The sequence below is a fragment of the Shewanella sp. 1311 genome, assembly GCF_059338235.1.
In genome coordinates, this window is sequence record NZ_CM181686.1 from 3,830,897 (window position 1) to 3,857,070 (window position 26,174).

Genomic DNA, 26,174 nt, shown 5'->3' on the forward strand with positions numbered 1-26,174 from the left:
ACATGAAAACAAAATATTCCCCAAAAACCGTTTCAGTTCCCGATCCAACTCTCTACCTGCAACGGGGAAACGGTATCCCATCTGCGACCAATACGGCTGCTCTATTACTGGTCGCAGTGAGTTTAACTGCCTGTGGTGGTAAAGGCGCCGAAGTTGAACATCGACAAGCCGAGCAACGTCATCAAGAAGCGTCGCAGCGCCAAGCTGAAATGCGTGATGCCGCTAAGGTTGAGATGACGAGAGTGGCGGCGCCGATGCAAATGTCTAGCAATAGGGCTGTGATGGGGATGAGCATAGCGCCAATGCCGCGTGACTATGCCGCGATTCCGTTAGCGCAAAATAAATTCGAGCAGCAAGTGCAAAATGGCATCATGGTGGCAGGGGAGATCCCGGTATCGACGTTTTCCATCGATGTCGATACTGGCAGTTATGCCACCTTAAGACGGATGTTGAGGGAAGGGCGATTACCCGAGAAAGGCACTGTCAGAGTTGAGGAAATGCTCAATTATTTTGCCTACGATTATCCCTTACCCGCTAAAAACGCGGCACCGTTTAGCGTGACGACAGAGCTTGCACCCTCCCCCTATAACGATGACATGATGCTGCTGCGGATTGGCCTTAAAGGTTATGACTTACCTAAATCTCAATTAGGCGCCAGCAACTTAGTCTTTTTGCTCGATGTGTCAGGCTCTATGGCGTCAGTGGATAAATTGCCTTTACTGCAAACGGCATTAAAGCTGCTGACAGCGCAGTTAAGCGCGCAGGATAAAGTCTCTATTGTGGTTTATGCAGGGGCTGCTGGTGTGGTGCTCGATGGCGCGTCGGGGAACGACACTCAAACTCTGAACTATGCGCTAGAGCAATTGAGTGCCGGTGGTTCAACCAACGGTGGTCAAGGGATCACGCAAGCCTATCAATTGGCCCAAAAGCATTTTATCCCCAATGGCATTAATCGAGTTATCCTTGCGACCGATGGCGATTTCAATGTTGGCGTGACAGATTTTGATGATTTGATTGCCTTGATTGAAAAGGAAAAAGATCATGGCATTGGCCTAACGACCTTAGGGTTTGGTTTGGGCAATTACAACGATCAACTGATGGAGCAATTGGCGGACAAGGGCAATGGCAACTATGCCTATATCGATACGCTGAATGAAGCGCGAAAAGTGCTGGTGGACGAGTTGAGTTCGACCTTATTCACTATCGCCAAAGATGTGAAAGTGCAGGTGGAGTTTAATCCAGCCTTAGTCTCTGAATACCGTTTGATTGGCTATGAGAATCGCGCCTTAGCGCGGGAGGATTTTAATAACGATAAGGTGGATGCGGGCGAGATTGGTGCGGGTCATACAGTAACAGCCTTGTATGAATTAAGGTACGTTGAAGCTGGGAATAGGATGAATGATAAACTTAGATATGGCGTTGATGTTCAAACGGGGAAAGAGAAATACAGCCGTGAAGAAATTGCTTTCCTTAAATTGAGATACAAGTTGCCAGCACAAACGCAGAGCCAATTACTGAGTTATCCCATCAGGTTAGATCAAAGCGTTAAACAGCTCGAGCAAGCAAGTGATGATTTTAGATTTGCCGCCGCGGTTGCAGGGCTAGGGCAATTACTGAATGGCAGTCACTATCTACATCAATTTGATTATACTAAGTTAAGCTTACTCGCACGTTCAGCATTAGGGGATGATCCCTTTGGTTATCGCCATGAGTTTGTGCAGTTAATGGAAACTGCGGCGGCGATAGAGCAATCTAATCAGCTGCCATTTAAGAAAACATTCGATGGCTCGGATAAACCTTTTCCTCCCCAAGATAAACTCCATGGCGAGCCAATGAGAGATAAGAGCAATCCGCGTAATGAGAGATTACAATAGTAAAAGTGAATACAGGGGGTTAACCCAAATGACGAGGAATTTCCCGTGGCATTAGCAATACCGCAATTACCAACCCATGAGCATTCAGATGAGCAATTGATGTTGTGCTATGCCAAGGGCGATTCAAAAGCATTTGAGCAGTTATACCTGAAGCACAAAGGCGCGCTTTATCGCTACTTTGTGCGCCAGTTAGGTGATAAGCAGTTAGCTGAGGATTTATATCAAGAAACTTGGGGACGGGTGATCCGCGCAGCAGTTAACTATGAGGCCAGTGCTAAGTTTACTACTTGGATATATCGTATCGCCCATAACTTATTGATTGATCATGTGCGAGCGGTTAAGCCCGTCGATTTAGTCGCCACTGATGAGGACGAAACTGGGCTCGATACTTTTGTGGCGGGTGAGCAAGATAAGCCTGACGTGCAGTGGCAAGAAGCGCAAAAGAGTTTATTGCTAAAGACCTGTATCGCACTGTTACCCCAAGTCCAGAAAGAGGCATTTATCCTGAACATTGAAATGGGTTTTACGGCTGCCATTATTAGCGACATTGCGGGCGTGACTTTAGAAGCGACTAAGAGCCGTATTCGCTACGCTTACCAAAGTCTAAAGGATTGCGTTAGCGCGAAATGGCAGGAGGCGGGTCATGAGTAATTCATCTTCAAATGCCGATGAGCGCGCATTACAACAGGAAGTGCTGGCTTGGTATCGCCAACAGGCCTTAGAAGTTCCACCGCTGCAACTCGATCAAGATATCTTGCAGCTGGCGCAAACTCACTTAGCTGAAATGCATCAAAGTAAAATAACTGCTGTTGAGTCTCCAACTTCCGTCTGGCGACGTCACCCTTGGGCGTTATCGAGCGCGGCATCTTTGGTGCTTGTTGTGGGTTTACTTGTACTGAATCGGCCGCAAATCGAAGATGTTATGACTCCAAGTCCAATGGCGATGAGTGCTCCAGCGCCACAAGCCATGACGAGGATGGCCGATACGCAAGCGCTGCAATCCTCAAATATGCAATCAGAAGCCGTGGCTAAGCATGAAATACAGACTCAAATGCAGCAAGCGAAGGCCGCAGCGGGTGCGCTTGAGCGACAACATGATGCAAGCAGCCCAGCTATCGCTGCAAGGTCTATGAATGCACCCAGCGCGGCTGAGTCTTCAGACATAGATAAAGTGCCACTCGCAGAGTCTTTGCATCAGTTACATGCCTTCATCGAAGCGAAGGAGATTGAGCAAGCATTGGTGCTTGAGCAACAACTGCTTAAGGATTATCCACTGCTCGCCGTTGAGGCTGCAGATAAAGCGCAGCTAAGCGAACAACAGCTGGAATTTAAAAAGTTACAACAGCAGCTACATCAGCTTGCTAAATAAGTGTGTTGTTGTGGTTTTAGTAATATAAAGCGTGATGATCAATCATAACGTGGTGAGAAAAACCGCTAAATGCCCCTGAGATTTGGATAGACGTGTTAGTGTTTGTGGTCTGTTTACTGTTTGGTATGTGATTTACTTGATCAACGTCATAAAGTGAACAGGATTTAGCCTGCTATATTGGTGTTAGTCTACGACTTGACTAGTATCAATAGTCAGATCCATATTCAGGAGGCATTATGCTTAAAAGACTCATGCATGATCATAAACATATAGCTGTATTGCTAAATGTTTTAAAAAACAAGCAGATGAAGCTGTCAGAAGGTGAGTCAATCAACTTCATCGTGGTGCGCGATATCGTTGAATATATGCAAGGATATGCTGAGCGTTGCCATCATCCGGTTGAAGACATTATTTATGCCTACTATCTTGCGCATAAAGCTAATGACAGTATCGATAAGTTGAGTGCCGAACACGAGTTAGTGATCCAAGCCTCAGCGGCTTTGATGACGACGTTGAATCTGATCCTCAGTGATATTGTGGTTGCCCGTGAGAAACTGATTGTTGATTTTGCAGATTATGTCGCATTACAAGAGCGGCATATGCAAATGGAGGAGCGGGAAATATTCCCGTTATTGGCCAAAACCTTGACTGAACAAGATTGGCAACTAATTGAGTCTGAGTGTCAGAAATCCTTGATTGATGATCCTTTGTTCTTAGATCGCGAGCAGAAAGAATTTGAGGATTTGCGGGCTTATCTAACAATGGCTGACTAGCATTGATTCACTCATTGGGCTCACTTTGCGGGCTTGAGCTGAGGATTCAATACTACAGAGTGACGTGTTTTTTGCGCTAGCTGTTGTTGCTCGCGAGTCACTTACGATTTGTGAGAGCTTAGCTGATGAGAGCGGAGGTTAGCATTAGTCATATAGCGCTAGTCATTCAGCGATAGCCATATTGTCGTAATGGGAAGTTTAGGGTTCTCGCGCTCGCAGCCGTAATCAACGCATTTTTCATTTCACACGCTTAACAGTATTTCCTCTTATTTCCCGCCACATTCAATATCACAAATAAAAAAAGCGCCTAAGGCGCTTTTCTTGTTCATGTTTAAGATGATGGTTTAGATCATCTCAACATGTGATTACAACTGGATGGCATCAATGTCGTAGTTAAAGTTATTATCGATTTCTTGGAGTTCTTTGATTAAACGATGCTTATCTTTCAACGCTTCGATCTCACGCCATTTACGCTTTTTATTGGAGCCTCGCGAACGATCGGGTCTTTCAACGACTTCATCTAGCGCACAACCATAATCTAAACGATCCATGGCAACCTCCTGTTGTTGTATGTTTTGTCAGCGATTAAATAACATATTTTTAAAACAGGGTGCAAGAATTATGTTTCAATTGTGTTAAGTTGAAATGAACTTTGAGTGATATGTCGTTGATCTTAAGTGTGGGTTGAGAGCGAGGAAGAGTCGAAAAGTTGAATAAAAATAAAAGGATAAAATTAAAAAGCCAGCAATTGCTGGCTTTTTGTTCGATTAGATTTTGCCTTGTCGATAAAGGTTAATCAATGCGTTACTTGAGGCATCTAAGGCATCACAATCCTGGCCAGCACCTATGCGTGCTAACACATCGTTACCCAGATCCTTACCGAGTTCTACACCCCATTGATCAAAGGAGTTGATGTCCCAAATGGCACCTTGAACGAAGGTTCTGTGTTCATATAGGGCAATTAAAGCACCTAGGGTGCTCGGCGTGAGCTTATCCATGAGTAAGGTGTTGCTCGGCTTGTTACCTGGCATCACTTTATGTTTTGCGATCAGTTGCTTTTCAGCCGCAGGTAATGCGCTATTAGCGAGTTCGGCTAAGGCTTCATCAAAAGTACGGCCTTGCATTAAGGCTTGAGTTTGTCCAAAGCAGTTTGACGCTAATTGGTCGTGGTGCTCACCGATAGGATTATGACTTTGCAGTGGCATAATGAAATCGGCAGGGATCAGGGCAGTACCTTGATGCAACAGCTGGTGGTAGGCATGTTGGCCATTAGTACCTTCGCCGCCCCAAATCACCGGACCTGTACTGTAGTCAACATCCGTCCCGTTTAAGGTGACAGACTTACCGTTACTTTCCATATCGAGCTGCTGGAAGTAAGCCGGTAGACCACGCAGATAATGATCGTATGTCAGTACAACATGGGACTGAGCATTGAAGAAGTTACCGTACCATAGGGATAATAAGCCCATGATCACTGGCATATTTTCTGTCAGTGGTGCATTGGCGAAATGCTCATCCATTTGGTGCGCACCTGAGAGCAAGGCTCTGAAGTTATCCATGCCAATCAAGAGTGCTATCGGTAAACCAATCGCTGACCAGAGTGAGTAACGACCACCAACCCAATCCCACATTGGGAAAATGTTGTCTGCATCAATACCAAAATCCGTCGCTTTCGCGACGTTTGACGTCACTGCGACAAAGTGTTTTGCCACATCTGACTGCAAACCGCCTTTTGCTAAGAACCATTCTCTGGCAGTGAGGGTATTGGTTAAGGTTTCCTGTGTCCCGAAAGATTTGGACGACATGATGAACAAGGTCGTTTCAGGATCCAGTAACTTCAGCTTCTCACTGATAGAAGTCCCGTCGACGTTTGCTACAAAGTGGCATGTTAACTCTGGATTCCAATATGGACGTAGCGCCTGAGAGACGATCTTTGGACCAAGGAAAGATCCACCAATACCGATACTGACAATATCGGTTATCGCTTTACCTGTGTAACCTTTCCATTGACCCGACGTCACTGAGCTCACAAATCCTTGCATTTTATTCAGAGTTTGTTGAACTTCAGGAACGATGTCTTGACCCTCGGCAATAATCGACTGTTCCGCAGTGCTACGCAGAGCAGTGTGCAGAACGGCGCGCTTCTCGGTGGTGTTAATGATTTCACCAGCAAACATCGCTTTGATTTTTGCTTCAAGTTGACTATTGCTTGCCAACGCAAATAACAGATCAAGCGTTTCCGCCGTTACTCTGTTTTTAGAGTAATCCAGTAATAAACCACAGGCAGATAGCGACATTTTATTGAAACGTGCCGCGTCAGTGGCAAACAATTCCCGCATATGCGGCACATTTTTACTGTGTGTTGATAAAGCTTGCCATGTTGAGCTTTGGGTCAAGAGTGTCATCTCACTGTCTCCAGAATGCTTAGTTTGCGAGCTTAGCCGTGAGCATCACTTCGAGTTTGCCTTGGTCTATGGCAAAGTTTCGAATACCTTCCGCAAGCTTATCTACTGCCATTGGATCTTGGTTAAAGTCCCAACGGAATTGCGCTTCTGTCAATGGGGCTTCGGCCGCAACAGTGCTGCTTGCCGGAACCAGTTTAGGAGTAATGTCGACTTGCGAACTAGCCAGTTCTTCTAACAGAGAAGGGCCAATCGTGAGACGATCGCAGCCTGCTAGTTCGATGATTTCACCGATATTACGGAAACTTGCGCCCATAACGACAGTATTGAAACCATGCTGTTTGTAATAATTATAGATTTCGGTAACAGAAATGACTCCTGGGTCATTTACGGCATCGTAGTCTTTACCTGTATCTTTTTTGTACCAATCAAGGATTCGGCCTACAAAAGGCGAAATTAGATAAGCACCAGCCTCGGCGCAAGCACGTGCTTGGGCAAAGCTAAATAGCAGAGTTAAGTTGCAGTTGATGCCTTCTTTCTCTAGCTCTTTAGCGGCACAAATGCCTTCCCATGTTGAAGCAAGTTTGATCAGAATACGTGATTTATCAACGCCCGCTTCTTTGTAGAGGCGAACCAGCTTATGTGCTTTAGCGATGGATTGTTCTTTATCGAATGATAAACGGGCATCAACTTCAGTTGAGATACGTCCAGGAACGAGTTTCAGTATTTCCACACCGATATTAACGGCGAGCTTATCGCTGGCATCATCAAGTTGCTGCGCGAGATCGGCACTTTGTGATTTTGCCCAATCGATAGCGTTATCTATGAGGGATTCGTATTCAGGAATTTGAGCCGCTTTCAAGATGAGTGATGGATTGGTTGTCGCATCTTCAGGTTGGTAGCGTTTAATCGCTTCGATGTCGCCAGTGTCAGCGACGATAGTGGTATATAACTTGAGTTGCTCTAATGTATTGGCCATGAAAAACATCCTTCTCAGGTAGCAGTCTTAACTCGGAATTCACTGATGACTATTAGAAGCGATTTTGCCAACTTTTCCAACCTTGAATGTAAAAAAATTACAAAAATGACAATTTTATGTCTATTTAGGTTTGGCATGAGATACAGGCTCTCATCTTGGCTGTGGTAGAGGGCATCGCTTTTCCTAGTGTATACCCCATAAAAACAAAAAGTCGCTGCAAGCAGCGACTTTTTTACGTCAATAAGTAATATTACTTAAGAACAGGTTGTTTAGCTGTAGTTGTCACAACGGCTTCGATGCGACGGTTAGCAGCATGGGCTTCTTTCGAGTCACCAGCAACTAGTGGCTGAGTCACACCGTAACCGTTAGAAGTTACGCGGCTTTGGCTGATACCATATTTCTCAACAAGAATTTTGGCAACGGCGTCAGCACGTTTGTCAGAAAGCACCATGTTGTACTCTGGTTTACCTACGTTTGAGGCATGGCCAGCGATTTCAACAGTGAACTCTGGGTTCTTGTTCAGGTAGTTAGCTAGTCTTTCGATATCTTTGTAGAAAACAGGCTTAACTACAGCTGAATCGTTAGCAAACTGGATTGAACCCACGTCTTCTTTATTTTTTACGTTTTCGTAAATGGTACAGCCAACAGAGTCAACTTTATGTGTTGCTGGTGTGGCTGGACATTGGTCTTTGTCGTCATAGACGCCATCGTTGTCTGAGTCAACAGGTGCTGCTGCGATAACCGCTGCAGCAACAGGTGCTGCAACTGCTGGAGAACCGAAGCGGTAGCTTAATTCTAAGCCCCAGTAGTTGCTATCAGCTTGAACGATGTTGTAATCGTCATCCAGGTTTTCATAACGACGATATTTAGCTTGTAACTTCAGGTTATCTGTGAAGTTGTAACCCACACCAGCGCCAATATATGGAGCAAAGTCGTTTGTACTGTATTTGTTAGTACCGTTCTGAGTATTCTCAAGTGAATAATACATAGCACCCGCTTCAGCTGATAAGCTCCAGCGATTGGCTAGTGGCCAGATACCTACTAAGCCTAGCGTTGAACCTTTCACGCCAGCATCATTACTGGTGGCCCCATTGGTCCAATCAGCATTACCCAAATCGCGGAAGCCGATTTCAGCGCCGAAGTAATCATTGAACATATAGCCTGCGAATACATCCCATGCATATGGGTCATCTTGACCATTCTGGGTCGCGATATGTTCATAGTTGTTAACGCCTAAACCTGCGCCAACATACCAAGGAGTGAGTTCTTGAGCCGCTGATACAGTGAAAGGTAATAGCGAGGCAAGCAGTACAAATTTTAATTTATGATTCATCATGTTCTCCAATTCCATTATTTATGATTCTCCACCAATATGTCTTGCTTTATGTGTGCAAAACATTGCTAGCACTTAATGTGGGGATCCTTTGGTATTGTAGCCAGCGATTAATTATCACTTGGTTTGTTAAATTTTACTAGTGCTAAGAATTTCCTTTTTATAGTTACCCATTCTGTAAGTTGTTTTTTAACGTAAAAAAAGGCACTCCGAGGAATGCCTTTAAAATGAACTGTTTTGTTAATTTTGTGTGAGTATTAACGTGTCCATATCCAATTCTCAATTTCTATTGGGTCGACGCCATTCGCTTTAATGTAGTTGCGGTGATCAACTAGTCTCTGTAGCATGTCTGTGGTGATTGAAACGTGCATAGTTTCATCAATAACGCCCTGTTGGAACAGTTTGTAAGCCATATCAATCACTAGGTGATAACGTGATGTGCCGTTACGAACGCCCATATCGAATGGAGTGGTTGTTGAACCTTCTTCTTCATAGCCTTTAATTCTGAAGCGACGGCTGCCTTTGTAATCAAATATTAACTTTTTAATCGTATTTGGGTAACCATGGTAGTTGAATACCACGCCTTTATCTTGGGTAAATATTTCGTCCATTAACCAAGGTTTTTCTTTAAATTTGCGGCTTCCTAAGCCATCACTGCTTAATTCGGTGACGCTAACGAAGCGAATTTTGACTCTTGGAAGGAGTTCTCTGATCAATACTAATGAGGCCATGCACTCTTGAGTGACGTAATCACCACAACCTGCCAGCACAATATCTGGATTCTCATCAGAGGCGAAATCCCACACCATCACGCCATCTTTTGCTTGTTTACGCGCTTCTTCCAAGCTCAACCATTGTGGTAACTCTTTCTTACCTGCAACAAGAATATTGAGTTTGTCGCGGTCAGCGTAAGCCCTTTCAGTATAAACCAAGGTGCTGTTAGCATCTGCTGGTAAATAAGCAGAGATAATTTTTGGATGCTTCTCTAGCATAGCCCCAAGGAAAGACGGGTTTTGATGCGAGTAGCCATTATGGTCTTGGCGTTCAAGCAGCGAAGATAATACGACGTTACATGAAGGCAGTGGCTTACGGAAATGCACACCTTGGCTTGCATAGACGTATTTACAGTATTGGTCAGCCATCGATGAGATCACTTGTGAGAATGATTCATACGTTGGGAACATGCCGTGGCGACCAGTTACTGTGTAGCCGTGCAACATACCAAAGAGCAAGTTTTCAGAAAGGAGCTCAATCACTCGTCCTTCGCGGGACATGTCTTCATCCCAGCTCTCAATTGGCCATTGCCATGCACGATCGGTTTCTTCAAATACGGCTTGTAGTTGATTTGAATAGGTTTCGTCAGGGCTGAAAATACGTAGATTGCGTTGATCGCGGTTTAGCTTGAATGCATCACGCATCCATTCACCCATTTTCAACATTGAATAACCACGGTGACCACGTGGTACTTCTGGGCCGTAGCTGAGTTTTTCGAGATCAGGGTTCGTTAACGCTCTAACCACTTCACCACCATAGGTGAGATGTTGACGACCACAGGCAAGTTGCTTAGGTGGAATTAATGAGCAAATGTCGGCATCAAAAATCAGCTCGCCTTTATCATTCATTTGGTAAAGTTCTTGGAAGTGGTAACTGGCAAGCCAATTGTCGAGTGCATCCAGATGACCTTTATCTGTGGCACATTTATTGACGATCACTTGGTGTGATTCGCAGTTACCTTCTAATTTCTTACCTTTATACTCACTGACACCGGTCCAACCTTTGGCAGTGCGCATTAAAATCACTGGCCATTTAGGCTTAACTACATCTTCGCCGCTACGGGCACGACGTTGGATATCATTGATCATGGCATAAGCGGTATCCATGGCATTCGTCATCTGCACATAGATATCTTCTTCTAATTCGTTATCAACGATAATTGGGAAGTAGCCAAGACCACGGAATTCAAGATCCAGTTCTTCATGACTCATGCGTCCCATACGGGTAGGGCCTGAAATTTTATAGCCATTGATATGCACAATCGGTAATACTGCACCACTTGTGGCAGGAGAGACTAGACGGTTTGCGTACCAAGACGCGGCTAATGGTCCGGTTTCTGCTTCACCGTCACCAATTAAGACGGTGGCGATCAGATCTGGATTATCGAGTACTGCGCCCCAGCCTACAGAAAGTGAGTAGCCTAGTTCGCCACCTTCAAGAATTTGTCCTGGAGCTTCTGGGTTTGCATGTGAAGGATAGCCATAAGCGGCGGAAAACTTCTTACAAATATCTTCGATACCGGTTTCATTGTAGGGGATCGTTTCTGGATAGAAATGACTTAATGAACCTTCCATGAATAAGTTAGCTTGTACTGCTGGGAAACCATGGCCAGGACCAACTAAATAGATGAACGAGCGGTTATGTTTCACTATCAATCGGTTAATGTTGGCATAAACAAAGTTAATGCCAGGGCAGGTACCCCAGTGGCCAAGTAAACGTGGTTTGATATCAGTATGGGCAAGTGGACGTTTATGTAAGACGTTTTGTTTGAGATAAATCTGCGAGGTCGCAAGAAAGTTAGTCGCTCTGACATATTTTTTCAGAGCATTGATTTCATGTATTTGTGTCATATAAAGCCTCACTAAAACAAACAAGAGATGATTGAAGTTTCTATGTGGATACTATATTTGTAGTTTTATTACAAAAATGTGCCCTACATCCAAATTTTAAAAGTTGTTTTTACTGTTAAAAATAATAGATCAACTTCGCGATTTTGTTAATGTAGCTTTAACAGTGGCTTAGCTTATGTTGTGAGGCGTGATGTTGATGGCGTTTAACTGTGCAAACGCGAGCTTGATCACATGAGCAATTTCGAATACTGTGCTATTTTGCTGCGTTGAATTCGGTAGCCGTGATGTTGTAAATTCACGGAAGGATAATTTGAAAAAATAAATCTACCGAAATTCTTACCTTTAACTTGGAAGGATTCATTCACCACAGATGTTGTACCTCTAATTGCCATTCAATTAGAGGAGCATTTGCTACGGGAAGAAGTAAAATAATATGTTAGAAACCATAGTTAATTTTTTGAATGCGCTACTTTGGGGTAAGTTGTTAGTATATGGACTGGTAGGAGCTGGTCTTTATTTCACTATAAGACTTGCCTTTATCCAGTTAACCCACTTTAAACATTCCATCAAAGTCATGACCATGAGTCGCCAAGGTTGCGATAGCGGTCTTTCATCATTTCAAGTCTTTTGTACCAGTATGGCGGCCCGTGTCGGTGCCGGTAATATGGCTGGTGTTGCAGTCGCTATTGGTGCTGCAGGTCCTGGTGCGGTATTTTGGATGTGGCTTATCGCTATCTTAGGTATGGCTACCGCTATGGTTGAATCAACCTTAGCGCAGGTTTACAAAGTGCGAGATCATAACGGTCAGTTCCGTGGCGGTCCTTCCTATTATATGGAAAAAGGCTTAGGTCAGCGCTGGATGGGCATTTTGTTTGCCGTCTTTCTGATCATTGCCTTTGGTCTGGTATTTAACGCGGTACAAGCGAATACGATTACCGGAGCGATGGAGCGAGTATTTGGGTTTAATCCTACTTATGTCGGGATTGGACTGGTGATTGCCAGTGGGTTTGTGATTGTCGGTGGTCTGCGTAAAGTCGCACGAGTCTCTGAGTTTATCGTCCCTATCATGGCATTAGCCTACATTATCGTTGCCTTCATTATCGTTATTTTCAACCTAGATCAATTGCCTGCGATTATTAGCTTAATTGTGAAGAGTGCTTTTGGTTGGCAAGAGGCGGCTGCTGGCGGCGTGGCTTATACCGTCGCGCAGGCTATGCAAGCGGGTATTGCACGCGGACTTTTCTCAAATGAAGCGGGTATGGGCAGCGCGGCGAATGTCGCGGCTAGTGCATCGCCTAATCCGAACCATCCGGCATCCCAAGGTTTTGTACAGATGATGGGGGTATTTGCGGATACTATCGTTATCTGTACTGCAACGGCTGCAATAATCCTACTATCAGGAGATATTGGCTCGAGTGACGATGGCATACGATTAACCATTAATGCTATGTCTACTCATGTTGGTGACTGGGGTGGGGCGTTTATTGCGGTAGCGATTTTCTTATTCTGCTTTACATCAATCATAGCCAATTACTCTTACGCTGAAACAAACGTGATGTTTTTAATGGGTAACAGTACTAAATTACTGCCTTTGTTCCGTTTGTGTGTATTGGGCATGGTAATGTTTGGTGCCGTGGCGAAGATAAGTCTGGTGTGGAACTTAGCCGACGTTTCTATGGGATTAATGGCGACAGTGAACATTATCGCCCTCTTACTGTTATCAGGTTTGGCTATTCGCGTCATCAATGATTATCGCGAACAGGTTAAAGCGGGTAAGACACCAGAGTTTGACCGCAGTAAGTTCCCTGAATTAATGGATCAACTCGATGATGACATTTGGCAAGATGCCAGTCTCAAGCCGGTTAAAAAGCCTTAGTTAACCCAAATTATCGACGACAGGTATTACTGATTGTCATAATCGAAAAGACCACGCCGTTAAAGCGTGGTTTTTTTATGTTCGTTCAGTATCATAGCCATGTCTTTTTGTTTCTGTTGGGAGTTTTTGATGTTGATATTGGTTTCGCCGGCGAAGACCTTAGATTTTGAACAGCCGCCACTGACGCAGGTGTATTCACAGCCTGATTTCTTAACTCATAGTCAGGAGTTGATCCAAGTTTGTCGGCAATTAACTCCTTCAGATATCGCGACTTTGATGAAGGTGAGCGATAAAATTGCGGGTTTAAATGCGGCGCGTTTCGGACAGTGGCAGCCAGACTTTAGTTTAGATAATGCTAAACAGGCCATTTTTGCCTTTAGAGGGGATGTGTACACAGGTTTTGATGCTGATTCCTTATCTGAGGATGAAATCGCCCAGACTCAGTCGCAGCTGCGTATTCTATCGGGTCTTTATGGTTTGCTAAGGCCGCTTGATTTAATCATGCCTTACCGTTTAGAAATGGGAACGGCGCTTTCGAATCCAAAAGGTAAAAATCTATATGAATTTTGGGGTGATACCTTAACGCAAGCGGTAAATAAAGCGCTTGCAGAAAGTGGTAGCGATATTATTGTCAATCTTGCTTCTAATGAATATTTCAAAGCGATAAAGCCTAAAAAACTGCAAGGGCAATTAATTTCACCCGTATTTAAAGATTGTAAAAATGGTCAATATAAAGTGATCAGTTTTTTTGCTAAGCGTGCTAGGGGCATGATGGCGAGATATATCATCACGAATAAAGTGAATACGTTAGCTGAGTTAAAAGCATTTAATCTCGCGGGTTATTACTATAGTGAAGAGCAGAGTTCACCGACAAATCCAACATTTTTACGTGCAGAGCAATAGCTAAATAACGATAAGATGTTAATTGATAGAGAACAGCTTATGCTGTTCTCTCTATTATGTTATCGATTATCTATTTTTCAGACTGAATGACTAAAGGTGTTAATGTCGCGGTTGAATTTGCCATGATATAAGCAAATTGTGCGTAGGCGGCGACGTTTTGAGCCAATGCGGCGGGGTCAATTTTATCTAAGGTATCATTCGGTGTGTGATGGTAATCGAAGTAATCGTGACCATCTTGCCTTAATGATGCAACTGGTACGCCTAGGACTGGCAGCATTGACACGTCGGGCCCGCCAGAAGCTTGGTTGTTGCCGAGTGCGACACCATTGAATGACATAGGGCTAAGTGCATGCTGTACCTCTGCAAATGCGCTCTCATTAACCTTAGTATCGATTTGATAAATTCGGCCCGCCCCAAAATCGGATTCCGCAGCTATGTAGTGCAGTGGTAATTCCGATTTATGAGCTTCAGCATAGGCTTTACCGCCCACAAGCCCTATTTCTTCAGCGGCATATAGCACCACTCTGACAGTACGAGCGGGTTTTACTGGAAGATCTTGAATGTGCTTAGCTGCAGCTGTCACTATCGCGACACCCGCCCCATCATCAATCGCCCCCGTACCTTCATCCCAAGAATCTAAATGAGCGCCAATGAGCACGATTTCATTGGGCTTACTGCTGCCAGTTACTTCGGCAATGACATTGTAAGATGTATTAAAGCCTGCGTTTTTTGGTGACATCTGCAACTCAAGTAGAGCATCAGGATTGCGTTTTAGTAATGCATCGACCAAATCGGCATCAGGGTTTGACATGGCTGCCGCAGGGATCTTAGGCACGTCATCTTGGTAGCGCATAACACCTGTATGGGCCATGCGGTCATGATCTGTGCCAATAGAGCGGATCACGATAGCAACTGCGCCTTTTTGCGCTGCTGCGACGGCACCTTTTGAGCGGCCGCCAACACTTTTGCCATAGCCTTCACCAGTAATGTGGCGCTCGGTTTTTTGGTCAATGAACGCAATCTTACCTTGCACGTCTTCAGGCTTGGCTTGTTGTAGTGCCTCTAGGCTATCAAAACGTGCGATTTTAGCCTGTAAACCGCCAGCTGGTGTCGCAACGCTGCCACCAAGCGCAGTAATGACCAGCGGCTGCTCGACAGGGAAGGTTATTTTAGCTTTGGCTTCACCGCGTTCCCAAATGGGTACTTGTACTGGTTCTTTATAAACGCGGTCAAATCCAAGGCTGGTCAGTTTATTCATCGCCCAGTTAACGGCGATGATATCTTTTGGGCTTCCAGCTAGTCTTGGACCTACTTCAACCGTGAGAGATTCGACTATGTCATAACCTAATTGTGAAGCTAATGCTGTCTGTTGTAATTTAATGACTTCACTTGTCGGGGCTGTTTCTACTTGGGTTTGGCACGCACTTAAACTCCCGATTAAAAGACTCGAGAGAAGTGTAGTTCGATAGGGCTTCATTAGATTTCCTTTATTTTTATTAAGCATGTCCCATTTTTAAAAACAATCTAGCAAAAAGTGTGCTTTATGTCCCGACTATATCCGTAAGGCGACGCTATATTAGCGCAGGGGTTAGTTTTAGGAGAGAAAGTGCGTAATGAATATTGAATTAATGCAGGAGCGAGCCGATCATGCCGTAGTGCTATTAAAGGCACTCGCGAACGAACGCCGTTTATTTATTCTTTGTTATTTATTGAATGAAGGAGAAATGTGCGTTGGCGAAATGAATAAAAAATTAGGCTTAAGTCAATCGGCACTATCACAACACCTTGCTTGGTTACGCAAAGATAATTTAGTAACCACACGCAAAGAAGCGCAAACGGTATTTTATTCGCTCAAGAGTGATGAAGTACGGGAGATGATCCACTTATTGAATAACATTTATTGTCATTAATAGTGTTTTTCAGATATAAAAAAACCGGCAATTGCCGGTTTTTTTCATTTGCTATTTTATAGATTAAGCAGCGATTGCTTTGATCTTAGCGTTCAAACGTGCCTTTTGACGAGCGGCTTTATTCTTGTGAATAAGACCTTTAGTCGCCATACGGTCAACGATTGGTTGAGCAACAGCAAAAGCTTCTGCTGCTGTTTTGTGATCGCCTGCTTTAATTGCAGCGATTACTTTTTTAACGTATGTACGTAACATTGAGCGACGGCTGGCGTTATGCTGACGACGCTTTTCAGATTGAAGCGCGCGCTTCTTTGCAGACTTGCTATTAGCCAAGGTGCAACTCCTAAAAACTGGATTTGATACTTTTAAAGGCCGAGGAATATGCCTGCATTTAGTCACTTTGTCAATGACTATGATTGAATATTCATCATAAAGATAAATTAATCCAACCTGCCTTGGCTATCTTCGACCCAACTCGTGTAATATGTGGCGCAATTCTAGCAGCTATTACCGCAGTGTGACAGAGCCTGAATCGATTTTTTGAGATGTATCACCTAATCAATTCGATATGGGTCTGGGGGACGTTTGAGTAGAAAATTATTAAAATCTGGTCTGATTGTTAGTGCTATGACATTGATATCCCGTGTGTTAGGTCTTGTTCGGGACGTCGTCGTTGCTAACTTGATGGGGGCCGGGACAAGTGCCGATGTATTTTTCTTCGCCAATAAAATTCCTAACTTTTTACGTCGTTTGTTTGCAGAAGGGGCTTTCGCACAAGCCTTTGTGCCTGTTTTAACTGAGTACCAAGAGAAACATACCGCGGAAGAAACCCGTGACCTGCTGAGTAAAGTCGCAGGCACATTAGGTTTGTTGGTGACGATTGTGACGCTTGTGGGCGTGGTAGCTTCGCCTGTGTTATCAGCCTTATTTGGCGGTGGTTGGTTTATCGCTTGGCTTAACAATGAGCCCGACGGCGCTAAATTTGAACTCGCCACCGTAGTGCTTAAAATTACTTTTCCTTATTTGTGGTTTATCACCTTTACCGCACTGGCTGGCTCGATTTTAAACACCCGAGGCCGATTTGCGGTTTCGGCGTTTACCCCTGTATTCCTCAATGTGGCGATTATTACTGCGGCCATATTTTATGCGCCAACATCGACTCAACCCGAAATCACCCTTGCTTGGGGCGTTTTTTGTGGCGGATTAATCCAGTTCTTATTTCAAATTCCTTTTTTGTTGCGTGAAAAAGCACTGGTTAGACCCTCGTGGGGTTGGCATCACCCTGGAGTGGTGAAAATCAGAACCTTGATGATCCCCGCGCTATTTGGCGTATCGGTTTCACAGATTAACCTGTTATTTGATACCTTTATCGCCAGTTTTTTGATGACGGGCTCGATAAGCTGGCTCTACTATGCCGACCGTTTATTGGAGTTTCCCCTAGGATTGTTTGGGATCGCGATTGGTACTGTGATTTTACCTGCGTTGTCACGAAACCATGTCAATGCTGAAGGTGCGGGGTTTGGCTTGACGATGGATTGGGGGGTTAAAGCGATTCTGCTGCTAGGTCTTCCTGCCATGATGGGGTTAATAATCCTCGCAAAACCTATGTTGATGGTGTTGTTTATGCGCGGCGCTTTTTCGATGCATGATGTTGAAATGGCTTCTTATAGTCTAATGGCTTACGGTAGCGGTTTACTCAGTTTTATGCTGATTAAAGTACTCGCACCAGGTTATTACTCCCGCCAAGATACTAAAACCCCTGTGCGTTATGGCATTATCGCCATGATCACCAACATGGGCTTTAACTTATTGTTTGCTATTCCTTTTGGATATATTGGACTGGCGATTGCGACTTCAATGTCAGCATTGCTCAACGCCACTTTACTTTATCGAGGATTGCATTTAGCAGGCGTTTATCGCGTTTCTAGGCCGACTATGGTGTTTTTTGCTAAAGCCGTGGTCTCTACCGCCTTGATGGTGGTAGTCTTGTATTACTTTTTACCTTCGCAACAAATTTGGTTAGATTGGCATTTGTTCGAGCGTGCAAAAGCCTTGATAGGCTTGATTTTAGCGGGGGCAGTAAGTTACTTGTTGGGACTGCTTTTGCTCGGAATTCGTCCTTGGTCAATGAAACGGGGAGTTTGATTGCTGATTCTCATCGCTAGCTGTTATATAATCAGCCGATTTGCGCTTGGCAGTTGTCTAAAGTTATGGAATTAATCCGCGGTATACATAACATTTTGTCATCCCACCACGGGTGTGTATTGACTATAGGTAATTTTGACGGTGTCCATCGTGGTCATGCACAAGTGATTGCGAACTTAGTGCAAAAGGCGAAGCAGTTATCGCTGCCATCTACGTTGATGACGTTTGAACCTCAGCCGCAGGAATTATTTAGCGGCGACAATGCGCCAGCTCGTTTAAGTTTATTACGTGATAAAGTCATGTTGCTCGATGAACTTGGGGTTGAACGGTTAGTGTGTGTTAACTTTAATCGCACTTTTGCCAATCAACCTGCTGAGCATTTTATTGAAGAATTGTTGGTCCGCAAACTCGGTGTTAAATACCTAGTGGTCGGCGATGATTTTTGTTTTGGTCAGGGCCGTAAAGGCAATTTTGAGATGCTTGTGCAGGCAGGTGTTCAATATGGCTTTACTGTGGTCAGCACCCAAAGTTTTATGCTGGGCTCGCAAAGAGTGAGCTCAACCGCCGTGCGTGAACAATTGGCTAAGGGTAATCTTGAGCAAGCAAGACGCTTGCTCGGTCATCCTTTTACCTTGAGTGGTCGTGTCGCGCATGGGCAAAAAATTGGCCGCACCATTGGTTTCCCCACAGCCAATATCGCTTTAAAGCGCAATGTTGTGCCTGTACGCGGTGTGTTTGCGGTCAAATGTTATTGGGATAACAGCGATATTTATGAGGGCGTAGCCAATATTGGGTTCCGCCCGACAGTGAACGGTCAAGTGTGTCAGCTTGAGGTGCATCTTTTTGATTTTGAAGGTGACATTTACGGCAAACATGTTGAGGTCGAGTTGGTGGCTAAACTCCGTGATGAGCAACCTTTTGACTCATTGGATGCGCTTAAGCAACAGATTTTAAATGATGCAAATGAAGCCAGAGCTTTATTTGGTAATGATGCAGGCTGAAATTTATCAGTTTAATTAACGGTATAGGATCAATGAGCGACTATAAATTTACTTTGAATTTGCCGGAAACAGAGTTTCCGATGCGTGGTAATTTGGCAAATCGCGAGCCAGAGATGTTAGAGCGCTGGACAAAAGACGGTTTGTATCAGCAGATCCGTGATAGCCGAATTGGCCGTACTCCCTTCATTTTGCATGACGGCCCACCGTATGCGAATGGCAGTATTCATATTGGTCACTCAGTTAATAAAATCCTCAAGGACATTATTATTAAGTCAAAAACCATGTCTGGTTTTGACGCACCGTATGTGCCAGGTTGGGATTGCCACGGTTTACCTATCGAGCTGAAAGTTGAGCAAAAAGTGGGTAAGCCAGGTCAAAAAATATCTGCGGCAGAATTCCGCGAAGAATGCCGTAAATACGCCGCCGAGCAAGTTAACGGTCAACGTGAAGACTTTATCCGTTTAGGCGTATTGGGCGACTGGCAAAATCCGTACCTGACAATGGATTTTTCAACCGAAGCTAATATTGTGCGTTCTTTATCGAAAGTGATTGAGAGTGGTCACTTGCATAAAGGCGTTAAGCCAGTGCATTGGTGTACTGATTGCGGTTCTGCTTTAGCTGAAGCTGAAGTGGAATACGAAGACAAAACATCACCTGCTATCGATGTGGCGTTTGTGGCTGCCGATAGCAAAGCTGTTGCGGCTAAGTTTGGGGTAAGCGATTACTCACATCCTGTTTCTATGGTGATTTGGACTACCACGCCATGGACTCTGCCTGCGAACCGCGCCTTGTCTTTGAGTCCTGAGCTGGATTACAGCTTAGTTGAATTCGAAAAAGACGGCGTTACGCAAGCGCTTATTTTAGCTGAAGTATTAGTTGAATCTTGCCTGACTCGCTATAACGTGGAAAGCCATACAGTGCTTGGCTCTGCCAAAGGCGCAGCGTTTGAGCTTGTCCGCTTTAATCACCCATTCTTAGATTTTGATGTTCCGGCAATTTTAGGCGATCACGTCACCACTGATGCGGGTACTGGTATCGTTCACACTGCCCCTGGTCATGGTCAAGACGACTTTGTGGTTGGGCAAAAATATGGTTTAGAAGTGGCAAATCCTGTTGGCGACAACGGTGTATACAAGCCAGATACCGAGTATTTTGCGGGACAACATGTCTTTAAAGCCAACGATAACGTGGTTGCTTTATTGAGAGAAAAGAGCGCCTTGCTGAATCACGTGGCTTACCGTCATAGCTATCCACATTGCTGGCGCCACAAAACACCGATCATCTTCCGTGCGACGCCACAGTGGTTTATCTCTATGGATAACCATGGCCTGCGTACGCAAGCATTGAAAGAAATTGAACAGACTCAATGGATCCCTGATTGGGGCCAAAGTCGTATTGAGAAAATGGTTGAAAACCGCCCTGACTGGTGTATCTCACGCCAACGTACTTGGGGCGTGCCTATCACGCTGTTTGTGAATCGTGAAACAGAAGAGTTGCATCCAGATAGCGTGTCGCTAATGGAACGTGTAGCCAGCCGTATTGAACAGCAAGGCATTCAAGCTTGGTGGGATCTCGATGCCGCAGAATTATTGGGTGACGAAGCTGAGCAATACCGCAAAGTAACCGATACCTTAGACGTTTGGTTTGACTCAGGTTCAACCTTCTCGTCAGTGGTAGCGGCTCGTCCTGAATTCCACGGACACGGCGTTGATTTGTATCTTGAAGGTAGCGACCAACATCGCGGCTGGTTTATGTCATCTTTGATGATCTCAACCGCGATGAATGGCAAAGCACCCTATAAGCAAGTACTTACCCACGGTTTTACCGTCGATGGTAAAGGCCGTAAGATGTCAAAATCTATCGGTAACGTGATTGCGCCACAAACGGTAACCAACAAATTAGGCGCCGATATTCTGCGTTTATGGGTTGCGGCAACAGATTACAGTGGTGAGATGACGGTTTCTGACGAAATCTTAAATCGCAGCGCCGATGCCTATCGTCGTATTCGTAACACAGCCCGTTTCCTATTAGCCAACTTAAACGGTTTCGAGCCTGCTAAGGATTTAGTCGCTGTTGAAGATATGGTCGCGTTAGATCGTTGGGTTGTGCGCCGCGCTGCTGCATTGCAACAGGAAATTATTGAAGCCTATGAGCAATATAACTTCCATATTGTGACTCAAAAACTAATGCAGTTCTGCTCGGTTGAGTTAGGCAGTTTCTATCTGGATATCATCAAAGATCGCCAATACACGGCTAAGCAAGAAGGTCATGCGCGTCGTAGCTGTCAATCTGCGTTGTATTTGATCTCTGAGGCCATGGTGCGTTGGATTGCGCCAATTCTAAGCTTCACAGCCGACGAAGTGTGGCAACTATTGCCTGGCGAGCGTGATGCCTATGTCTTTACTCAAGAATGGTATCAAGGCTTGAAATCAGTCACCTTAGCGACGGATTTGAGCGACGACTATTGGCAGCAACTGCTGACTGTGCGTAACGAAGTCAATAAAGTGATTGAACAAGCTCGCCGTGATAAACGTATTGGTGGTTCATTAGAAGCGGAAGTTACCTTGTTTGCTGATGCAGCGTTGACTGAACAATTAACCCATATCGGCGATGAGCTAAGATTTGTGTTATTGACCTCTGAAGCGAAAGTCTTGCCTTTAGCGGATGCGACATCGGAAGCGGTTGAAACTGAGCTGGCGTCACTGAAATTACTGGTTGCTTCAAGCACTGCTGAGAAGTGTGAGCGTTGTTGGCATCACAGAGAAGAGGTTGGCACCATCGAGGCCCACCCAACACTCTGTACTCGCTGCGTAACAAACATTGAAGGTGACGGCGAAGTTCGTCTGTTTGCGTAAAGGATCTGTATGCCATTAACTTGGAAAGACAGTGGCTTACGTTGGTATTGGGTAGCTGTATTGGTGTTTTTCGCCGATCAGCTATCTAAACAATGGGTCTTAGCCAATTTTGATTTGCATGAATCGCTGAATTTATTGCCTTTCTTTAATTTCACTTATGTACGTAACTACGGGGCCGCCTTTAGTTTTTTAAGTGACGCCGGTGGTTGGCAGCGTTGGTTATTTACGATTGTTGCGGTTGGATTCAGTACTCTACTCACAGTGTGGTTGCGTAGGCAATCCGCTTCGTTGTTGAAACTGAATCTGGCTTACACCTTAGTGATTGGTGGTGCCCTAGGCAATTTGGTCGACAGATTAATGCACGGTTTTGTGGTTGATTTTATCGATTTCTTTTGGGCTAAGAGCCATTATCCAGCTTTCAATATCGCCGATTCGGCGATTTGTATTGGTGCTGTGTTGATCATTTGGGATGCATTTTTAAGCGGTAAATCTGAAACAGATAGCGCCGAAGGGGTTAAGAAGTGACTGTGACGCGATCTTTACTATGCCATATGAACATTGTGCTTTCTGATGGTTCAACCGCAGACAGCACTAAAGCTTCGGGTAAACCAGCTCGATTAAATGTGGGTGATGGTACGTTAAGTCCTGCATTTGAGGCGCAATTGGCAACGCTTGCTGAAGGCGATAAACACAGTTTTACCCTTGAAGCGATTGATGCCTTTGGTGAATCGAATCCTGATGCTATTCACTATCTAGACAGAAGCCGTTTTCCGGCTGACATGAGTTTAGAAGCTGGCGTGATTGTCAGTTTTGCCGGCCCAGGTGGCAGTGAAATCCCGGGTATCGTCCGTGATGTCGCGGGTGATTCCATCACAGTCGATCTGAATCATCCTCTGGCAGGGCACAAGATCACTTTTGAACTGGACGTTGTAAAGGTACTTTAAGATGAAACTCGATCCTACCAGCCCAAGTTTGAATATTATGCTCGCGAACCCGCGTGGTTTTTGTGCGGGGGTTGATCGTGCTATCAGTATTGTTGAACGGGCGTTGGAATTGTTTTCACCGCCTATCTATGTTCGACATGAAGTCGTACATAATCGCTATGTCGTGCAGAATTTGAAGGATCGCGGTGCGGTTTTTGTCGAAGAGTTAGATCAAGTGCCGGATAACAACATTGTTATCTTCAGTGCCCATGGTGTATCTCAAGCGGTGAGACAAGAAGCTAAGGCTCGAGGGTTGAGAGTTTTCGATGCGACTTGTCCCTTAGTGACCAAAGTGCACCTTCAAGTGACGCGTGCAAGCCGTAAAGGTATTGAATGTATCTTGATTGGCCACGAGGGGCACCCTGAAGTCGAAGGCACTATGGGTCAGTATGATAATCCTAACGGCGGCGTTTATCTGATTGAATCGCCTGCCGATGTAGATGCTCTCGAAGTTCGCGATCCTAACAATCTCTGCTTCGTGACCCAAACAACTTTATCTGTCGATGATACGTTAGACATTATTGCCGCGTTGCAAAAAAGGTTTCCTTCAATTGAAGGACCTCGTAAAGACGATATCTGTTATGCAACACAGAATCGTCAAGATGCGGTACGTAATCTGTCTGCAGATGTGGATTTGTTGATTGTTGTTGGTTCAAAAAACAGCTCTAACTCTAATCGGTTACGCGAGCTCGCATTGAAGACCGGAACCCAGTCTTATCTGGTGGATACTGCTGACGATGTTGAATCAAGCTGGTTCGATAATGTTTCGCGTGTTGCTGTTACCGCAGGCGCTTCTGCACCTGAGGTCTTAGTTCAACAAGTTGTCCAAGCGATTGCGAAACTCGCCCCTAGTGTGGTGACTGAAGTCGAAGGACGTAAGGAAGACACTGTCTTTGCGGTGCCTGCCGAACTGCGTTAAATCTATGTGATGTTAAGTTATTTATAAAAAAGAGGCGATAAGCCTCTTTTTTATTGCTTCAAATTCATTCAAGGCATAATGATGTCAATGCTTATATGCTATTGTTACTGGCTACTTACATTTTACTCATCTATTATTAACTGTTGGTAATTTTTTGTCGTAAGACTAAGATTTTTAAAGGGTAAATGGCTGAAAAGCTTGTCAAAAATATGGCTAAATTCGAACGATTGACACAAAAGGACTTTCAACGAGGTTTCTCATTAATTGAGGTGCTTGTTGCATTGGTGATCTTAGTCATTGGCTTAATCGGTATTTTTAATCTACATATCGTTGCAAAGCGTGGCAGCTTCGAGTCATTTCAGCAAACCCAAGCCTCCTATTATGCAAACGATATTATTAATCGAATGAAGCTGAATAGAACACAGCTGGGCAATTACGATGGTGAGTACACAGGTTCTCTGGGTAAACCCGGTAGTGTTTGTGATGTTGCAGTTGGAGCCGTGAATATATGTACTCCAGAAGAGACAGAAGCTTGGGATCTTTATCAGTGGGAGCAGAGTTTTATGGGGGCAGCTGAAGTTGTAGATAGTCAGAATGTTGGGGGATTAGATTCACCAACGGCTTGTATTAGTGTAAATGGTTCAACTGTAACAGTTGCTGTTGCGTGGAGAGGGATCCGAGAGGGCGCGGGTACAAGTTATTCAGGTAGTGAATGCGGAAAAGATATTGGTACGCGTAGACGGCTTTTTATTCTTTCGACAGTGATTATTTAGGTTAATTAATTATATGGCCAATTCAAGAAACAGCCAGAAAGGGATGTCATTAGTCGAGTTAATGGTCTCTATGGTTATTGGCCTATTTCTCACTCTTGGGCTTTTTGCCATGTTTAGCATGTCCTCTTCTAATGTAATTACGACGAGCCAATTTAATCAATTACAAGAAAATGGCCGAATTGCTTTATCACTAATGGAAAGAGATATCAGCCAATTAGGTTTCATGGGGGACATAACGGGAACCGATTTTGTACTTGGGACCAATATAACCTTGAGGGATGGTATTGCAAATGATTGCATTGGTGCAGGCGTAAATAACGGTACTTTACCTAATGCAGAACCTGCACATTTTAGACGTCTGTGGGGATACGAAGAAGGTAAGAGTGGAGATACGTTAAGTTGCTTATCTGGTGTAAATCAGAATACTGACGTAATTCAAATCAAAAGGTTAGTAGGGCCACCGGTCACTAATCCAGATGGTGAACGTTTTTATATGGCAGCAACTTCGAGTGAAGCAGTGATGTTTAAAGGTGGTAATCCACCTAATCCTGTGCTCGAAAATGCACGTTTTTGGGAATATCAACATCATGTCTATTTTATTAAAAATGACGGTTCCGTACCTGTTTTGCGTCGAAAAACGTTAACTAAAAATAATGGCATGAACAACGAAGAGCAGTTAGTTGAAGGCATTGAGAATATGCGTATTCTCTATGGTTTTGATAGTAACGGAGATGATACGGCCGATAGTTTTATGCCAGCAGAAAATGTAACAACATTAATGTGGGATAACGAATTATTTCAACGGCTTGTTGCATTAAGGGTTTTTTTATTGGTTCGTGCTATCGATGAAGATAAAAGTTATACCAATGAAACAACTTACACTTTAGGCGATAAAGAAATTAAGAATTTGAATGATCATTATCGCCGCAAGATTGTCTCGACGACTATGGTACTTGCTAACCCTGTACTAATTAGAAACTAGAAGGCTGGTGACATGAAAAAGCAAAAGGGAATAGTGTTATTTTTTGCTCTGATTGTATTGTTACTTATGACGATCATCGGTGTTGCTTTAGCTGTTAATTCAACCCAGTCCATGCGTATGTCTGGAGCTGGCTCAGAACGAATAGAAGCGAAGTCTATTGCCGATGGCGGTTTAGAAGCTGCAATTGAGGCAAATAAAGGCGCTAGCTTAGCCAAATTATCTGAGATTTCATCTGTGGCTGAATTTGGTTCTAACCAAACATTAACGCCAATTCCTTACGAAGTTGATGGAGCTGGCAATGTCGTCACCAGTGCTAAAGATGTCGGTTGTCAACGCAGTGCAAGGCCTAATAGTGGTAATTTAATCAGTTGTCGGCGGATTGAAATTAGTAGTACTGCCGCTTTTGGTCGGGATAATTTAGGTCAGCTCACTGTAGTCGCAGGTGTGGAGCAAGAAGTTTTAACTGGGAGTTAGAT

The 26,174-nt window shown here is 44.4% G+C and carries 23 protein-coding genes; 16 read left to right on the top strand and 7 right to left on the bottom strand.

All coding sequences use genetic code 11. The annotated features are described in order from the left end of the window. Nucleotides 1-2 precede the first annotated feature (2 nt). The 4 genes from AC5YB3_RS17055 to AC5YB3_RS17070 all read left to right on the top strand — a co-directional run bounded on the left by AC5YB3_RS17055 (nt 3) and on the right by AC5YB3_RS17070 (nt 4,016). Nucleotides 3-1,874 carry a vWA domain-containing protein gene (locus tag AC5YB3_RS17055; protein WP_432407922.1) on the top strand — a complete coding sequence of 624 codons (1,872 nt, stop codon included), beginning with the start codon at nt 3-5 and terminating at the stop codon, nt 1,872-1,874. A gap of 45 nt (nt 1,875-1,919) precedes the next feature. After that, on the top strand, nt 1,920-2,525 hold the full coding sequence (locus AC5YB3_RS17060) for a sigma-70 family RNA polymerase sigma factor (RefSeq protein WP_259583359.1): 606 nt from the start codon (nt 1,920-1,922) through the stop codon (nt 2,523-2,525). Continuing rightward, complete coding sequence (locus AC5YB3_RS17065; protein ID WP_494525788.1) at nt 2,518-3,243, top strand: hypothetical protein; 726 nt, start codon at nt 2,518-2,520, stop codon at nt 3,241-3,243. Before AC5YB3_RS17060 ends, AC5YB3_RS17065 begins: the two co-directional genes overlap by 8 nt. A gap of 236 nt (nt 3,244-3,479) precedes the next feature. Beyond that, on the top strand, nt 3,480-4,016 hold the full coding sequence (locus AC5YB3_RS17070; protein WP_012088517.1) for a hemerythrin domain-containing protein: 537 nt from the start codon (nt 3,480-3,482) through the stop codon (nt 4,014-4,016). Between the two features lie 365 nt (nt 4,017-4,381). Here AC5YB3_RS17070 and AC5YB3_RS17075 read toward each other — a convergent pair whose 3' ends face one another. From AC5YB3_RS17075 to AC5YB3_RS17095, 5 genes are all read right to left on the bottom strand, one after another. Then, nucleotides 4,382-4,567: a DUF3545 family protein gene (locus AC5YB3_RS17075; protein ID WP_006084967.1), complete on the bottom strand. Its 186-nt coding sequence runs from the start codon at nt 4,565-4,567 to the stop codon at nt 4,382-4,384. Between the two features lie 216 nt (nt 4,568-4,783). After that, nucleotides 4,784-6,421, bottom strand: coding sequence for a glucose-6-phosphate isomerase (pgi, locus tag AC5YB3_RS17080; RefSeq protein WP_494525789.1), 1,638 nt, complete (start codon nt 6,419-6,421; stop codon nt 4,784-4,786). Between the two features lie 19 nt (nt 6,422-6,440). Then, nucleotides 6,441-7,397 carry a transaldolase gene (gene tal, locus AC5YB3_RS17085; protein WP_494525790.1) on the bottom strand — a complete coding sequence of 319 codons (957 nt, stop codon included), beginning with the start codon at nt 7,395-7,397 and terminating at the stop codon, nt 6,441-6,443. Nucleotides 7,398-7,647: 250 nt separating this feature from the next. Next, complete coding sequence (locus tag AC5YB3_RS17090) at nt 7,648-8,748, bottom strand: OmpA family protein (RefSeq protein ID WP_494525791.1); 1,101 nt, start codon at nt 8,746-8,748, stop codon at nt 7,648-7,650. A 239-nt stretch (nt 8,749-8,987) separates the two neighbouring features. After that, nucleotides 8,988-11,354 carry a phosphoketolase family protein gene (locus AC5YB3_RS17095; protein ID WP_006084971.1) on the bottom strand — a complete coding sequence of 789 codons (2,367 nt, stop codon included), beginning with the start codon at nt 11,352-11,354 and terminating at the stop codon, nt 8,988-8,990. 433 nt (nt 11,355-11,787) lie between these two features. On the opposite strand from AC5YB3_RS17095, the gene AC5YB3_RS17100 reads away from it, so the two are divergent. Together AC5YB3_RS17100 and yaaA are read left to right on the top strand one after the other, a co-directional pair. Then, the gene (locus tag AC5YB3_RS17100; RefSeq protein WP_494525792.1) at nt 11,788-13,230 is read left to right on the top strand and encodes an alanine/glycine:cation symporter family protein; all 1,443 of its coding nucleotides are present in this window, start codon (nt 11,788-11,790) and stop codon (nt 13,228-13,230) included. A gap of 129 nt (nt 13,231-13,359) precedes the next feature. After that, nucleotides 13,360-14,133 carry a peroxide stress protein YaaA gene (gene yaaA / locus AC5YB3_RS17105; protein WP_494525793.1) on the top strand — a complete coding sequence of 258 codons (774 nt, stop codon included), beginning with the start codon at nt 13,360-13,362 and terminating at the stop codon, nt 14,131-14,133. A 70-nt stretch (nt 14,134-14,203) separates the two neighbouring features. Here the strand turns inward: yaaA and AC5YB3_RS17110 are convergent, their stop codons facing one another. Then, nucleotides 14,204-15,610, bottom strand: coding sequence for a M28 family metallopeptidase (locus AC5YB3_RS17110; protein ID WP_494525794.1), 1,407 nt, complete (start codon nt 15,608-15,610; stop codon nt 14,204-14,206). Between the two features lie 136 nt (nt 15,611-15,746). Between AC5YB3_RS17110 and AC5YB3_RS17115 the strand changes: the two genes are divergently transcribed. Further along, nucleotides 15,747-16,043 carry an ArsR/SmtB family transcription factor gene (locus AC5YB3_RS17115; protein ID WP_006084975.1) on the top strand — a complete coding sequence of 99 codons (297 nt, stop codon included), beginning with the start codon at nt 15,747-15,749 and terminating at the stop codon, nt 16,041-16,043. 63 nt (nt 16,044-16,106) lie between these two features. Here AC5YB3_RS17115 and rpsT read toward each other — a convergent pair whose 3' ends face one another. Continuing rightward, on the bottom strand, nt 16,107-16,373 hold the full coding sequence (gene rpsT / locus AC5YB3_RS17120; protein ID WP_006080633.1) for a 30S ribosomal protein S20: 267 nt from the start codon (nt 16,371-16,373) through the stop codon (nt 16,107-16,109). Nucleotides 16,374-16,625: 252 nt separating this feature from the next. Between rpsT and murJ the strand changes: the two genes are divergently transcribed. The 9 genes from murJ to AC5YB3_RS17165 all read left to right on the top strand — a co-directional run bounded on the left by murJ (nt 16,626) and on the right by AC5YB3_RS17165 (nt 26,172). Next, on the top strand, nt 16,626-18,185 hold the full coding sequence (gene murJ, locus AC5YB3_RS17125; protein ID WP_494525795.1) for a murein biosynthesis integral membrane protein MurJ: 1,560 nt from the start codon (nt 16,626-16,628) through the stop codon (nt 18,183-18,185). 65 nt (nt 18,186-18,250) lie between these two features. Continuing rightward, nucleotides 18,251-19,186 (top strand): bifunctional riboflavin kinase/FAD synthetase, encoded by a 936-nt coding sequence (gene ribF / locus AC5YB3_RS17130; RefSeq protein ID WP_311988006.1) that lies wholly within the window; start codon nt 18,251-18,253, stop codon nt 19,184-19,186. A 32-nt stretch (nt 19,187-19,218) separates the two neighbouring features. Continuing rightward, nucleotides 19,219-22,041 (top strand): isoleucine--tRNA ligase, encoded by a 2,823-nt coding sequence (ileS, locus tag AC5YB3_RS17135; protein WP_012588326.1) that lies wholly within the window; start codon nt 19,219-19,221, stop codon nt 22,039-22,041. 9 nt (nt 22,042-22,050) lie between these two features. Further along, on the top strand, nt 22,051-22,566 hold the full coding sequence (gene lspA, locus AC5YB3_RS17140) for a signal peptidase II (protein ID WP_011846081.1): 516 nt from the start codon (nt 22,051-22,053) through the stop codon (nt 22,564-22,566). Continuing rightward, entirely contained in the window at nt 22,563-22,985 is a 423-nt protein-coding gene (gene fkpB, locus AC5YB3_RS17145; protein WP_006080638.1) for an FKBP-type peptidyl-prolyl cis-trans isomerase, read from the top strand. Before lspA ends, fkpB begins: the two co-directional genes overlap by 4 nt. Before the next feature lie 28 nt (nt 22,986-23,013). Next, nucleotides 23,014-23,943 (top strand): 4-hydroxy-3-methylbut-2-enyl diphosphate reductase, encoded by a 930-nt coding sequence (ispH, locus tag AC5YB3_RS17150; protein ID WP_170927454.1) that lies wholly within the window; start codon nt 23,014-23,016, stop codon nt 23,941-23,943. A gap of 185 nt (nt 23,944-24,128) precedes the next feature. Further along, entirely contained in the window at nt 24,129-24,716 is a 588-nt protein-coding gene (pilV, locus tag AC5YB3_RS17155; protein ID WP_259215114.1) for a type IV pilus modification protein PilV, read from the top strand. Nucleotides 24,717-24,729: 13 nt separating this feature from the next. Next, a complete protein-coding gene (locus tag AC5YB3_RS17160; RefSeq protein ID WP_259215115.1) occupies nt 24,730-25,698 on the top strand; it encodes a PilW family protein in 969 nt (322 codons plus the stop codon). 12 nt (nt 25,699-25,710) lie between these two features. Continuing rightward, nucleotides 25,711-26,172 carry a pilus assembly PilX family protein gene (locus tag AC5YB3_RS17165; protein ID WP_006084981.1) on the top strand — a complete coding sequence of 154 codons (462 nt, stop codon included), beginning with the start codon at nt 25,711-25,713 and terminating at the stop codon, nt 26,170-26,172. The last annotated feature ends 2 nt before the right edge of the window (nt 26,173-26,174 follow it).

Excerpts from the sequence above, each read along its gene's own strand:
- AC5YB3_RS17055 (WP_432407922.1), top strand. The coding sequence starts at position 3 with ATGAAAACAAAATATTCCCCAAAAACCGTTTCAGTTCCCGATCCAACT.
- AC5YB3_RS17065 (WP_494525788.1), top strand. The coding sequence starts at position 2,518 with ATGAGTAATTCATCTTCAAATGCCGATGAGCGCGCATTACAACAGGAA.
- AC5YB3_RS17070 (WP_012088517.1), top strand. The coding sequence starts at position 3,480 with ATGCTTAAAAGACTCATGCATGATCATAAACATATAGCTGTATTGCTA.
- AC5YB3_RS17075 (WP_006084967.1), bottom strand. The coding sequence starts at position 4,567 with ATGGATCGTTTAGATTATGGTTGTGCGCTAGATGAAGTCGTTGAAAGA.
- pgi (WP_494525789.1), bottom strand. The coding sequence starts at position 6,421 with ATGACACTCTTGACCCAAAGCTCAACATGGCAAGCTTTATCAACACAC.
- tal (WP_494525790.1), bottom strand. The coding sequence starts at position 7,397 with ATGGCCAATACATTAGAGCAACTCAAGTTATATACCACTATCGTCGCT.
- AC5YB3_RS17090 (WP_494525791.1), bottom strand. The coding sequence starts at position 8,748 with ATGGAATTGGAGAACATGATGAATCATAAATTAAAATTTGTACTGCTT.
- AC5YB3_RS17095 (WP_006084971.1), bottom strand. The coding sequence starts at position 11,354 with ATGACACAAATACATGAAATCAATGCTCTGAAAAAATATGTCAGAGCG.
- AC5YB3_RS17100 (WP_494525792.1), top strand. The coding sequence starts at position 11,788 with ATGTTAGAAACCATAGTTAATTTTTTGAATGCGCTACTTTGGGGTAAG.
- yaaA (WP_494525793.1), top strand. The coding sequence starts at position 13,360 with ATGTTGATATTGGTTTCGCCGGCGAAGACCTTAGATTTTGAACAGCCG.
- AC5YB3_RS17110 (WP_494525794.1), bottom strand. The coding sequence starts at position 15,610 with ATGAAGCCCTATCGAACTACACTTCTCTCGAGTCTTTTAATCGGGAGT.
- AC5YB3_RS17115 (WP_006084975.1), top strand. The coding sequence starts at position 15,747 with ATGAATATTGAATTAATGCAGGAGCGAGCCGATCATGCCGTAGTGCTA.
- ribF (WP_311988006.1), top strand. The coding sequence starts at position 18,251 with ATGGAATTAATCCGCGGTATACATAACATTTTGTCATCCCACCACGGG.
- ileS (WP_012588326.1), top strand. The coding sequence starts at position 19,219 with ATGAGCGACTATAAATTTACTTTGAATTTGCCGGAAACAGAGTTTCCG.
- lspA (WP_011846081.1), top strand. The coding sequence starts at position 22,051 with ATGCCATTAACTTGGAAAGACAGTGGCTTACGTTGGTATTGGGTAGCT.
- pilV (WP_259215114.1), top strand. The coding sequence starts at position 24,129 with ATGGCTGAAAAGCTTGTCAAAAATATGGCTAAATTCGAACGATTGACA.
- AC5YB3_RS17160 (WP_259215115.1), top strand. The coding sequence starts at position 24,730 with ATGGCCAATTCAAGAAACAGCCAGAAAGGGATGTCATTAGTCGAGTTA.
- AC5YB3_RS17165 (WP_006084981.1), top strand. The coding sequence starts at position 25,711 with ATGAAAAAGCAAAAGGGAATAGTGTTATTTTTTGCTCTGATTGTATTG.